Here is a 12171-nt window from a genome sequence, read left to right as displayed (position 1 = left end):
ATAGATGGAGGCGGTGTGAAGAACCGATTTAACCGGTACGGATGGGTGGCTCTGGCGGTCGTTATGGGTGCGGGGGCGGCGGGGGCGCAGCAGACGCAGGCTCCGGCAAAACAGCAGCAGACTTCGCCCGACCAGCCACTGCCGCTGACCACGCCTGGTGTCCAGCCGCCGAAGCTGCAGGAGGGCCAGACGACCGTCGTCATCGACCAGCCGCTGAGCAAGGCGCAGGAAAAGCAACTGCTCGCCGATGCGAATGAGATCTTTGAGTTCGTCAGCAAGGACACAGGGTTGCCGATTGAGCATTCCGTGAAGAAGGTCTTCATCACCCGCGACAAGGTGAACTCGGAACTGCGCAAGAAGTTCGACGAGGACAAGAGCAACAAGCGCATGGAGCGCAGCGAACTCGTGCTGAAGAAATTCGGCCTGCTCGATAAGGACTTCAACCTCCGGCCGTTCCTGTTGAGCCTGCTCACCGAACAGATTGCCGGCTTCTACGACAACAAGACCAAGACCATGAACCTGTTGGACTGGGTGCCGATCGATCAGCAGAAGCCTGTGATGGCCCACGAACTTACGCACGCCTTGCAGGACCAGAAGGTCGGCCTGAAGAACTGGGAGGATTTGGAGCCGGATTCCGTCGCAAAGAACGTCGAAGAGGATGCGAAGCACATCCAGACCGACGAGTCGGACACGGCGCGCGAGGCCGTGCTCGAGGGCCAGGCCATGGTGAGCTTCGCCGACTACATGCTCAAGCCGAGCGGCAAGACTTTGAAAGACGTTCCGCAGATCGGCGAGCAACTGATCAACGGCGCCGGCGACATGAGTGATTCGCCGGTGCTGGCGCGGGCTCCGCTCATCCTGCAGGAGTCGCTTCTGTTTCCCTATACGGAGGGTCTGCGCTTCGAACAGGCCGTGCTGCTGAAGGCTGGAACGCAGCGCGCTTTTACGGGCGTGCTGGACACTCCCCCGAATACCAGCTCCGAGATCATGCACCCGGATGACTACCTTCGCCGCAAACCCGAACCGCTCCTCGTTCTGCCTGATATTCATCCAACTCTGGATGCTGCGGGCTACACGCCGTATGACGTGGGCGTGATGGGCGAGCTCGACGTCCGCATGACGGCCGAGCTGTTTGGCGGCAAGCCGCTGGCCGAAGCACTGACTCCCGAGTGGGACGGTGGCGTGTATTACGCGGCGCAGCGCAAAAACGCGAGCGACGCAGACAAATCGACAACGAAGTCGATTGCGATTCTGTATCTCTCGCGGTGGAAGAACGCGGACTCCGCCCGCAGCTTCTTCCATGTGTTCGAACAGGAGCTTCCGCGCCAGTATGACGGTCTGAAGCGCCGCAACGCCGACGAGACCGATCCAGACGAGCGCGTGTACTCGACGGACGAGGGCGACGTGCAGCTGAGCATCAAGGGCAATGAGGTCTGGGTCAGCGAAGGCTTCGAGCTGCCAACCGCGACCAGGCTACGCGACATGATCATGAGCGCGCAAGGCGTCGGTCCAATCCGCCAGGCGCGGATGTCCATGCCCGAAAAAGAGCTGGTGGGCGGCCTATCGCAATGGATCGGCAGTTTTGGCGTTGCGAAGTCCGGGATGCGCGTCCTGTTTTAGCGGCCGGCGTGGGCGCCGCCGTCGACGTACAGGATCTCGCCGCTGACCTGATGTGCGCGGGTGAGATAGAGGACCGCGTCGACGATGTCGCTTACCTGCGTGATCGTCTTCATTGGCTGCCGCTCTGCTTGAGCAGCCTCGGCCACATCAGTGTGCAAAGGCGTGGCCACGACGCCGGGCGCGACGGCGTTGAAGCGAATGCCCAAGGCCGCGTACTCCGTGGCGAGGTTGCGTGTGATGGTGTTCAGGGCGCCTTTGGTCATCATGGAGATGGAGGCGTTCACACCCGCGACCGGATGATCTGCAAGTCCCGCTGTGATGGTCACGACGTTGCCGGACTGCTGCTTGAGCATCTGCCTGACGGCTAGCTGAGTGATGTAGAGGAAGCCCAACAGATTCGTGGCAATGAGGGCAGTGATGTCGTCAGTGGTGTAGTCCGGAAAGGGCTTCTTGCGATAGATACCCGCAGTGTTCACGAGGACATCGATGGTCCGGAAGTGCTCGAGCGCGGCGTCGATGACCTTGGCAGCCGTCTCCGGCTTGCCGATGTCGCCATCAACCAGCACCAGCGTGGGTGAGGCAGTCAACGAGCTGATGTCGCGTGAGGTTGCGACGACGCGATAACCGTTGCTCAAAAAGCCTTCGACGAGACCCGCGCCGATACCTCCAGCCGCTCCGGTGATGATGGCAGTTTTATGGTCTGGCATCGTAGCTCTCGTCCACATTGACCGAATGCGACCGAGGCACAGGCGGCTTCGCATGGTCAGTGCCAGCTGCCATTGGCACGTTCTGCGCAAAGAGCGCAGGCGTGAGCGCAAGGAAGACAACGGCGGCGAGTCTCATTTGCTTAGCTTAGTCGTTTCTGCGGTCCAGCCGGTGAAGCCAGCTTTCAAGATTCAGCCGCAGCGCCGTATAGCTCAGAATCTCGTGCCCCACGCGCTCGGCCGCGTCCACATCATCGATGTGCCCTAGCGGCGCACGCGGCGAAGTGTAGACGTTCAGCCCGGCTTGCCGGCACAGTAGCGCAATCCGGAACAGATGCGTTCCATCGCTGACGACAACGATGCTATGGAACTGGCGCGCGGCCGCAATCTGGGCTAACTTCTGGACTTGTTCCTGTGTGTCGAACGTGTGCGTCTCCGCGATGATGCGGTCGAACGGAATTCCATTCGCCAGCAGGTAGTCGCGGCCCACCCCGCCTTCCGTGCGGCCAGAGTCTTTATCAGATCCGCCGCCAAGCGTGATAACAAACGGCGCGATTCCGCGGTCGTACAGCGCAACCGCCTTGTCGAGCCGCGCATGCAGCACCGGTGAAGGACGCCCCGCGTACTCGGCCGCGCCGAAGACCGCGATGGCATCGGCGCGCTCCGCATTATCGATGTGCGCTGTGTACTCGATCTGCCGATAGACCCACAGGCACCATCCCGCTACGACCAGCAGGACAATGAGCAGCGTCCAGCCCAGCAGGCGCGCGCCCAAGCTGCGGCGCGTTCTCGCGGTGCGGGTTCTCGTGCGCGTGGCCATCGGCAGGTTAGGGATTAGTATCCGCGATTCCGGTGTGGACATCCAGAATTACGCGCGACGCCTGATTTTATTCAGCGGTGGAGAGCCAGCGCGATCTCGTGCGTCGGGATGGCGCCTTCGCGCAGGATCATCCACGAGTTCGAGCCGCCCGATAGGTCCACGATCGTGGTCGCCACCGACCGCGCCGTCGGTCCCCCATCCACGATCAGCGGAATCTTGTCGCCGAACTGCTCCCGAACGCAGTTGGCAAAGGTGCACTCGGGCAGACCGCGGAGGTTGGCCGAGGTCGCCGTTATCGGCAGTCCGAGCTCGCGAACGACAGCCCTGCAAATGGCCGCTTCAGGAACCCGCAGCGCCACGTTGCCAGTGTTGGCCGTCACCCGGAGCGGAAGTTTGCCGCCGGCTTTGACCACAAGGGTGAGCGGGCCGGGCCAGAACCGCTCCGCGAGCCGGTCGAAAGCGCCGTCCAGCGAACGCGCCAGCTCGTAGGCCTGCGCCATATCTTCAATCAGCAGCGAAAGAGGCTTGTGGCGCGCGCGGGTCTTCAGGTCGTAGATGCGATCCACGGCGCGCAGATTTACCGGGTCCACGGCGAGACCGTAGAACGTGTCGGTGGGAAGCGCGACGACTTGGCCGGCGCGCAGAGCGGCTGTGACGCGCGCGACGTGCTGTGGCTCCGGCTCCTCCGGATGTATGCGAAGCATCTCTGCAATCAAGGGCGGCGAGATCTCCTCCAGATGACTTTACCCCAAAGAGCATCCAGAGATGGCGGCGGGTACACTGTGGCGATGCAGCTGGCCCCGCCAATTACGAGCAGAACGAACGCTAAAGTGAAGGCGTTGCGCGCGGCTTTCGACGGCAAGGTGTCCAGGCCGGGGGAGATCGTTGCGATTGAGGGCGCGACGCTGATCGGCGAAGCGCTGCGATCTGACGTGCGGCTGGAGGCCGTCTTTGTCCGGCAGGGAAGCGAGGCGGTGCTGGGCTCGCTCGCAGTCGGCGGCACACCCGTCATCATGCTGACCCGGGACGTCTTCGCCAGCGCGGTCGATACCGCGTCGCCTCAGGGTGTGGCGGCCTTGATTGAGATTCCGCACATGGAGAAGCGGCCCGATCAATATCGTCACGGGATCACCCTCGTGCTGGAAGCCATTCAGGACCCCGGGAATGTGGGCACGATGCTGCGCGCCGCCGAGGCGTTTGGTGTCCCGCAGGTTCTGGTTACCGGCGAGACCGCGAATGCATGGGGGCCGAAGGCTGTGCGCGCGGCGGCGGGTTCAGTTTTTCGTCTGCCCGTGCGAAGGATGTCGTTGGAGGAGATTGCCCGATGGGCGCGTGAGCAGCGAGTGCACGTGTATGCCGCTGTCGCGGAGGCGCGAGGTGCGACCGCGTGCGTGGATGCGGATATGGGCCGTTCCTGTGCTGTGATGATTGGCAACGAAGGCGCTGGGCTCTCGCAGGAAGCCCTGGAAATTGCCGACGAGCGCGTGCACATTCCATGCGTTACGGAGTCGCTGAATGCCGCGGCCGCGGCCGCGACGCTGTTGTATGAGGCGATGCGGCAGAGGATCGCGCGCATAGTCCCTGCAAAGGTTGCGCGATGAGTCTATTCGACACAGCGCCGATGCGCGGAGGCGATCGCGTGAATAAGCGCGCGCCACTCGCGGATCGCATGCGCCCGCGCACGCTGGACGAGTTTGTCGGCCAGCAGCATCTCCTCGGCCCGGGCAAGCCGCTGCGGCTGCAGATTGAGCGCGACGATTCAGCGTCGTTGATCTTCTGGGGACCGCCGGGCGTGGGAAAGACGACGCTCGCCAAGATCATCGCGCACGCCACGAGCGCCAGCTTCATTGAATTTTCCGCAGTACTCTCGGGGATCAAAGAGATCAAGCAGGTGATGGCAGACGCTGAGAAGGCCTCGCAATTCGGCTCGCGGACAATTCTCTTCATCGACGAGATTCATCGCTTCAACAAGGCGCAGCAGGATGCATTCCTTCCGTATGTCGAGCGCGGCGCGATCAGGCTGATTGGAGCGACGACCGAGAATCCGTCGTTCGAGATTAACGCCGCGTTGCTGAGCCGTTGCCGCGTGTACACGCTCCAGGCACTCTCGCAGGACGACGTGCTGGCGTTGCTGACGCGCGCCTTGAATGACTCGGAGCGCGGACTCGGCGCGATGGGGCTAAGCGCGGATGAGGGTGCGCTCGAACAGATCGCATCGTACTCCAGTGGCGATGCGCGCAATGCGCTCAATGCGCTCGAAGTTGCGGCCAAGCTCGCGGACAGTCGCGGCGAAAAAGTCATCACGAAAGCGCTTGCGGCGGAGGCGGTGCAGCAGCGCGTGCTGCTCTATGACAAGAAGGGCGAGCAGCACTATGACCTCATCTCGGCGCTGCACAAGAGCGTGCGCAACTCGGATGCGAATGCGTCGCTCTATTGGTTGGGAAGAATGCTGGCCGCTGGCGAAGACCCGATGTACGTGGCACGTCGCGTCGTGAGGATGGCCATCGAAGACATCGGGCTTGCCGCTCCGGAGGCGTTGAATCTTTGCCTGAGCGCGCGCGATGCCGTGCACTTTCTCGGCTCCCCAGAGGGTGACCTGGCGCTCGGTGAAGCGGTTGTATATCTCGCGCTCGCACCAAAGTCGAATGCGCTGTACACGGCGTATGGCGACGTACTGGCAGATATCGAAGCGAAGCCCGCGGAGCCTGTGCCGCTGCACCTGCGCAACGCTCCCACGAAGCTGATGAAGGAGCTTGATTACGGGAAGGGCTATCAGTACGCGCACGACATCGAGGGCCGGGTCGCAGACATGGAGTGTCTTCCGCCATCGCTTGCCGGGCGCAGGTACTATCAGCCAACCAGTGAAGGCCGCGAAAAGATTCTCGCGGACCGCATGCGCGAGATCGAGCGCATTCGTGAGTCGAAGCGATAGTGGCCCCGCGCACACATCCCTGAGGGATTGAGAGCGTGCGGAAAGAGTCTGGTTGCGTTAGGAGCGCGGCTTCAGCCGTGCTGCAACTGCTGCGAAACGACGACGGCTTTAGCCGCTGAGGTTCGCCTGTAAACCGCCGGCATCTTCTCAGCATCCTCCTTGGCCCCGTATACTTTCGCACAATATGAAATGTGCGATCGGTTTGATCCTGTCTAGTGCCGTTCTCTGTGCGGGTGCAGGTGCACAGTCGCTGCTCGTAGCCAATCAGGGCAATGCAACGCTGAGCGTCATCGATCCGGCGAGTGGAAAGCAGGTTGCGGCGATCGAGGAGAAGACGCCCGGTGTGCATGGGCATGAAGTCGTTGCGTCGACGGATGGACGCACAGCGTTCCTGCCGATCTACGGAAGCACGGGTGTAGGCAAGCCCGGCATCGATGGGCACGAGATGCTGGTGATTGATGTCCCGTCGCACACGGTGGTCGGGCATGTTGATTTTGGGCATGGCCTGCGGCCCCATCTGCCGGTACTGGATGCGAAGCGGCATCTGCTGTACGTGACGACGGAGCTGGATGATGCGGTAACCGTGATCGACACGCGGACGCTGAAGATTGTGGGCAAGGTGCCGACAGGGGCGGAGCAATCCCACATGCTCGTGCTGTCGCACGACGGCACGCGCGGCTACACGGCGAATGTCGGGCCGGGGAGCGTGTCGGTGCTGGACATGATCGGGCGGAAGAAAATTACCGTGATTCCGGTATCGCATGAGGTGCAGCGGATTTCGATCTCAAACGACGACCGCTGGGTGTTTACGTCGGACCAGACGGAGCCGATGCTGGCGGTCATCGACACAAAGACCAACAAGGTGGCGCGTTGGGTGGAGCTGCCGGGCACCGGGTATGGTGCGGCGCCGACGCCCGATGGGAAGTGGCTGCTGGTGTGTGTGCCGTCGGCGAATGAAGTGGCGCTCATCGACCTTTCTGCGATGCGGGTGGCGAATGCAATCAAGGTTCCGGCCACGCCGCAGGAGATTCTGATTCCGCCGAATGGGGCCGTGGCGTATGTGTCCTGCAATAAGAGCGGTAAGGTGGCGGCGATCGACTTGAAGAGCTGGAAGGTGGCGAAGGTGATCGACGCAGGCCCGGGCGCGGATGGGCTGGCATGGGCAAAGTGAGGTTGCGTTGCAGCGACGGGACTTTGTAAAGGGCACATTGTGGGGCGGGGCGGGTGCGGTGGTGGGCACACGTCTCGCAAGTGCGGAGTCACCACTTTCTCCGTTTGGTTCTCTGTCACGCGACGGATGGATTGGGCTGCTGGATCGTGTGGCAGGGCCGGTGATGCGCGCAGCGGCGGCGGGGAAGCTGCAGCAGTTGATGCCGGTGGAAGCCGCGCCGGGGCATGAAGCGGAGCGGCGGAAGGTAACGCACCTGGAGGCGGTAGGTCGGACGCTGGCGGGACTGGCTCCGTGGCTGGAACATGGGCCGAGCGACGGAGCAGAGGGTGAGTTGCGGGGCAAGTATACGGCCTGGGCGCGGGATGCGATCGCGCATGGAGTGGATCCGCAGTCGCCGGGATGGCTGCGATTTGGTGAGGAGCGGCAGACGATTGTGGATGCGGCGTTCCTGGCGCTCGCGTTGCATCGGGCGCCAAAGTCCGTCCGCGACGCGCTGCCGCAGGAGGTCCGCAAGAACTTAGCGGATGCGCTGCGGGCGACGCACAAGCAGACTCCGCCGATGAATAACTGGCTGCTGTTTGCGGCGATGATCGAGGTCGCGCTGTATGAGCTTGGTGAAGACTGGGACCGGCAGCGCGTCGATTTTGCGCTCAAAAAGATGAGCGAGTGGTATGTGGGGGATGGGGTGTACGGGGATGGGGCGCACTATCACGCGGATTACTACGACTCGTACGTGATGCATCCGTTCCTGCTGGCCGCGCTGGAGGCGGTGGGCGATAAGGATGACGCGTGGAAGGCGATGATTGCGCCGGAGCACGCGCGAGCGACGCGGTATGCGGCGATCCAAGAGCGGACGATTGGGCCGGATGGGAGCTTTGCGCCGATCGGCAGATCGCTGGCATATCGATGCGGGGCGTTTCATCTGCTGGCGGATGCGGCGTATCGCAAGATGCTGCCAGCTTCAGTGACGCCGGAGCAGGTGCGGTGTGGGCTCGGTGCTGTGATTCAGCGGACACTGCTGGCGCGGGAGACGTTCGATCGCGCGGGGTGGCTGCAGATTGGGCTGTGCGGGCATCAGCCGGAGATTGGGGAGACCTATATCTCGACTGGGAGCTTGTATCTTTGCACGGCAGCGTTCCTGCCGCTGGGGTTGGCTCCGGATGTGGATTTCTGGGCTGGACCGGATGCGGCGTGGAGCGGGAAGAAGGCCTGGAGCGGCGTGGATCTGGCTGCGGATCATGCGCTGGACTAGAGAGGGTCCCCCCCGTACTTTTTGCGCAAAGTCTTCGAAGCAGGGACTTTAGGCTTGGACTTTAAGTGCCGATGGGCTCTGTGAAATTGCACTGATTTTGGGGCAGGCACTTTTCGTCATTCGGCGTACTTTACGGAGCAGCCGTAGCTACGGGTGACCGGGGTGGGGACGGGTTTGCCTGCCATGCCATCTTCGAGGGCCTCGCTGACGTAGTTGTGCGCGCCTTTGAGAGTGTCGGGATCGGGGCTGGGCTTGTCGTCGATGGCGCCCATGTAGATGAGCTTGCCGGTGGGGTCGATGACGAACATGTGCGGGGTGGTCTTGGCTTCGTAGAGGTGGCCGATGGCGCCGGTGGGGTCGAGGATGGCGGCAGTGGGAGCGGCGTGGTGTTCGGTTAGGTATTCGTTCTCCTGAGCGGGCGTCACGTAGCCCTGCTCGCCGGGCGCGGAGGAGACGATGCGGAGCCAGACGACTCCTTTGGCGGTCCATTCCTTCTGCAGGGCTTCCATGTTGCCGCTGTTGTAGTGCTTCTGGTCGTAGGGGCAGCCGCGGTTGGCCCACTCGAGGACGACCCACTTGCCGTGATATTGCGAGAGGGTCTGGGTGTGGCCGTTGGAGTCGGTGCCCTTGAAGTCGGGAGCCTGGTCGCCGGGTTTGACGGCGAAGGCGGTGGTGGCGAGGGCGAGGACAGCGGCGAGGCGCAGAACGTTGGAGATGCGGGGCATGGGGGCTCTCCTTCTGAATGATGTGTCAGGCCGACCTCAGGGGCTAAAGCCCCTTTTTTGCTGGCCAGTTTATGGCACGGCTGAAGCCGTGCCCCTTCGAAAACGATCGCGGGGGCTGAAGCCGTGCCCCTTCGAAAACGAGCGCGGGGGCTGAAGACCGTCCCCTTCAAACGCTCAGACGAGATTGGCGTCGCGCCAGAGCTTCCAGGGTTCACCGGGACGCCGCCGGTAGACCGAGAGCGTGTAGCCCGTGCGCGTCATTGGCTCGCCATTCTGAGGAGTGATGCGGACCTCGAGCCAGGTGCGCGCGAATGCGAGATCGTTACGGACCTCTACCTCCCGAACGTGTGCGGTGACGTCGAGGTCCATTTGTTTGACGTTGTTGGTGAAGTGTTGGACGAATACGTCGCGGCCGAAGGGCTCGGCGCCGTGGGTTATGAACAAAATGTCATCGTCCATCAGGGGAAGGATAGCGTCGAGATCACCGGAGGCGGAGGCGCGGGCCCAAGTGGCGACGAGTTCGCGGATCTGCTCGACGTCGGAGTCGGTTTCGGGATTCATTGTTGTTGGGAAAGCATACCTCGGGCAGAGCCAGGGCTAAAGCCCTGGGGCGTGGCGGGAGCGGAAGGGCAAAAGCAAAAGCAGATTCCCTTCGGGAATGACAGAAAGAAAGGCAACAGCAAAGGCAAAGGCAAATACAGGGATCCTTCGCTTCGCTCAGGATGACGGCGAGAACAGCAGCGGGGGCAAGAACAACTTAGGAGTGGGCGTCCTTTTCGAGGGCTTTGAGGACGATGTCCTTGGTGAGGAGCTCGGGGAGGACGTCGGCGTTGGAGTTGGCGCCGGCAGGGTAGATGACGTAGGTGGGCACGCCGGAGCGGTCGACGGCGGAGAGCTGCCGGGTAATCTCGGGGTCGTACTGGGTCCAGTCGGCTTTGAGGAGCTGGACGTGGTCGTCGCGGAGCTTCTGTTCCACCTCGGAGGAGCGGAGAACGGTGGCTTCGTTGAATTTGCAGCTGAGGCACCAGTCGGCGGTGAAGTCCACAAAGACGGGGTTGCCGGAGGCGCGGGCGGCCTGGAAGGTTGCGGGCGTGTAGGGCTGCCAGGCCATGGTTTCGGCCTTGGGCTTGCGGAGCGGAAGCGCGAGGGCGCAGAGGATGAGGATGACGGCTGCGATGGCCGATCCCCATTTTGCAGGCCACTTACCGAGGCACCAGCCCGCGATGGCGAGGATGAGGAAGCAGGCGAGAAGGCTCGCCACGCGGTCGACGCCTTCGTTTGCGTAGAGGTGTCCGTAGACCCAGACCAGCCATAGCGCCCAGGCGAAGAGCGGGAGGGCGGTGAGCTGTTTGGCGGTCTCCATCCACGCGCCGGGTCTGGGAAGGATGCTGGTCCACTGCGGCTGCATGGTGAGGACGAGGTAGGGGAGCGCAAGACCGAGCGCGAGCGCGGTGAAGACGATGAAGGTCATCACGGCGGAGTGGGAGAGCGCGAAGCCGACGGCGGCTCCCATGAGCGGGGCCATGCAGGGCGTGGCGACGACGGTGGCGAGGACACCGGTGAAGAAGCTGCCGGCGAAGCCCTGCTTCTGGGCGAGGCCGCCGCCCGCGGAGGTGAGGGAAAGGCCGAGCTCGAACTGGCCCGCGAGCGAGAGCGCGAGGAAGAACATGAGCGAGGCGAGCACGGCGACGAAGCCGGGCGACTGAAGCTGGAAGCCCCAGCCGAGCTCCCGGCCCCCGGCTCGGAGGATGAGGAGAACGGCGACGATGATCCAGAAGGAGACAAGAATGCCGAGCGTGTAGACGAGGCCGTGCGCGCGCTGGCGGTGCTTTTCTTCGTTGGAGGAGTTGAGCAGCGCGAGGCCCTTGAGGAAGAGCACGGGGAAGACGCACGGCATCAGGTTGAGGATGATGCCGCCGATGAAGGCGAGGCCGATGGCGCCGAAGACGGTGACGTCAGCGGGGGTGGTTTGCTTGGCGGCTTTGGCGGCTGGGGTGAGGTTTGAGGTGATGGCGCCCGGTGTGACGGGGGTGGTGAATTCGTAGCTTTCGGTGCTGGAGAGCTCGACGAGGCCGTGGACGGATTTGGGCAGAGAGAGGGAGTCGTGGGCGCGCTGCAGGGTGATGCGTGCGCCGTCAGGGAGCGCTTCGACCTGCTGGTCGGCGGCGTTCTCGATGATCTCGGGGTCGAAGGGGTAGAACTCGGCGTCGGTTTCGTGGGAGCCGGTCTTCAGCGTGAGCTGGATGTGTTTGGAGTCGCCGATTGCCGAGACGGACATGTCGGACGGCAGCGGCTTGGGGAGAGACTTGATGGACTCGCCGAGGGCGCCGACGACGGGAGGGGGCGGAAGCGGCCCGTTGACGACGTTCATGTCGTATCCGAGGTGGGCTTTGCCGGGGAGGCAGACCTGGGCGCAGACGAGCCAGGTGACGTGGGCGTCGAAGTGCGTTTTGCCGGGTTTGGCGTTGGCGGGCGCGGTGACGGTGATGGGGAAGGCGACCTGGTCCTCGTAGCCGAAGTCCATGAGCGGGCCGAGCGGGAGGCGCTGGGGCGGCGGGAACTGCAGGGGGCCGGCGGTGAAGCCTTTGGGTAGGGTCCACTTGATGGCGGGCGGCTCGCCGGAGTCGCCGGCGTTGATCCAGTAGACGTGCCAGTGCTCCTCGATGGTGAGGACGAGGCCGATGGTTTGCGTGCCGCCGGGGGTGATCTGCGGAGAGAGCGAGGTGATTTCGGCGGTGAGGTGCTGGGCTTTGACGGGGCCGGGGCCGCCGTCGCCGACCTCGGGGATCTGGGCGTGGGCCGATAGCGCGCAGAGAGGCGCGAGCAGAAGGAGCAGGCAGTTTAGGAAGGCTCGCTGCGACGACGCTATGCGTCCGGAAGTCATGGAGCTATTTTAGAGGCCTCGCGTGAGTGCAGAAGCTGAAGGCGCAGAGATTCAACAATGTAG

The 12171-nt window shown here is 63.2% G+C and carries 11 protein-coding genes; 5 read left to right on the top strand and 6 right to left on the bottom strand.

Features of this window, described 5'->3' with window-relative positions:
- Nucleotides 1-15 precede the first annotated feature (15 nt).
- Nucleotides 16-1620: a hypothetical protein gene (locus VGU25_08050; protein HEV2577148.1), complete on the top strand. Its 1605-nt coding sequence runs from the start codon at nt 16-18 to the stop codon at nt 1618-1620.
- Here VGU25_08050 and VGU25_08045 read toward each other — a convergent pair.
- The 3 genes from VGU25_08045 to VGU25_08035 form a co-directional block, all read right to left on the bottom strand.
- Nucleotides 1617-2327 carry an SDR family oxidoreductase gene (locus tag VGU25_08045; GenBank protein ID HEV2577147.1) on the bottom strand — a complete coding sequence of 237 codons (711 nt, stop codon included), beginning with the start codon at nt 2325-2327 and terminating at the stop codon, nt 1617-1619. The two genes, VGU25_08050 and VGU25_08045, sit on opposite strands and share 4 nt — an antisense overlap.
- Before the next feature lie 145 nt (nt 2328-2472).
- Nucleotides 2473-3099, bottom strand: coding sequence for a YdcF family protein (locus VGU25_08040; GenBank protein ID HEV2577146.1), 627 nt, complete (start codon nt 3097-3099; stop codon nt 2473-2475).
- Between the two features lie 116 nt (nt 3100-3215).
- On the bottom strand, nt 3216-3860 hold the full coding sequence (locus VGU25_08035) for an L-threonylcarbamoyladenylate synthase (protein HEV2577145.1): 645 nt from the start codon (nt 3858-3860) through the stop codon (nt 3216-3218).
- A 114-nt stretch (nt 3861-3974) separates the two neighbouring features.
- Here VGU25_08035 and VGU25_08030 point away from each other — a divergent pair, with 114 nt between their 5' ends.
- The 4 genes from VGU25_08030 (at nt 3975) to VGU25_08015 (ending at nt 8499) form a co-directional block, all read left to right on the top strand.
- Nucleotides 3975-4745, top strand: coding sequence for an RNA methyltransferase (locus VGU25_08030; protein ID HEV2577144.1), 771 nt, complete (start codon nt 3975-3977; stop codon nt 4743-4745).
- Complete coding sequence (locus tag VGU25_08025; GenBank protein ID HEV2577143.1) at nt 4742-6076, top strand: replication-associated recombination protein A; 1335 nt, start codon at nt 4742-4744, stop codon at nt 6074-6076. Before VGU25_08030 ends, VGU25_08025 begins: the two co-directional genes overlap by 4 nt.
- Nucleotides 6077-6278: 202 nt before the next feature.
- Nucleotides 6279-7247: a cytochrome D1 domain-containing protein gene (locus tag VGU25_08020; protein HEV2577142.1), complete on the top strand. Its 969-nt coding sequence runs from the start codon at nt 6279-6281 to the stop codon at nt 7245-7247.
- A 7-nt stretch (nt 7248-7254) separates the two neighbouring features.
- The gene (locus tag VGU25_08015) at nt 7255-8499 is read left to right on the top strand and encodes a DUF2264 domain-containing protein (GenBank protein ID HEV2577141.1); all 1245 of its coding nucleotides are present in this window, start codon (nt 7255-7257) and stop codon (nt 8497-8499) included.
- A gap of 116 nt (nt 8500-8615) precedes the next feature.
- On the opposite strand, the gene VGU25_08010 is transcribed toward VGU25_08015, so the two are convergent.
- The 3 genes from VGU25_08010 to VGU25_08000 form a co-directional block, all read right to left on the bottom strand.
- Nucleotides 8616-9224, bottom strand: a complete 609-nt coding sequence (locus VGU25_08010) for a thioredoxin family protein (protein ID HEV2577140.1) — start codon at nt 9222-9224, stop codon at nt 8616-8618.
- Nucleotides 9225-9398: 174 nt separating this feature from the next.
- On the bottom strand, nt 9399-9785 hold the full coding sequence (locus VGU25_08005; protein ID HEV2577139.1) for an SgcJ/EcaC family oxidoreductase: 387 nt from the start codon (nt 9783-9785) through the stop codon (nt 9399-9401).
- A gap of 196 nt (nt 9786-9981) precedes the next feature.
- The gene (locus VGU25_08000; GenBank protein ID HEV2577138.1) at nt 9982-12108 is read right to left on the bottom strand and encodes a protein-disulfide reductase DsbD domain-containing protein; all 2127 of its coding nucleotides are present in this window, start codon (nt 12106-12108) and stop codon (nt 9982-9984) included.
- Nucleotides 12109-12171 lie beyond the last annotated feature (63 nt).

It is taken from the genome of Acidobacteriaceae bacterium (genome assembly GCA_035944135.1).
Taxonomy (GTDB): domain Bacteria; phylum Acidobacteriota; class Terriglobia; order Terriglobales; family Acidobacteriaceae; genus Granulicella.
Note: the sequence above shows the minus strand (reverse complement) of the source record. Positions and strands in the feature narration are given on the sequence as shown.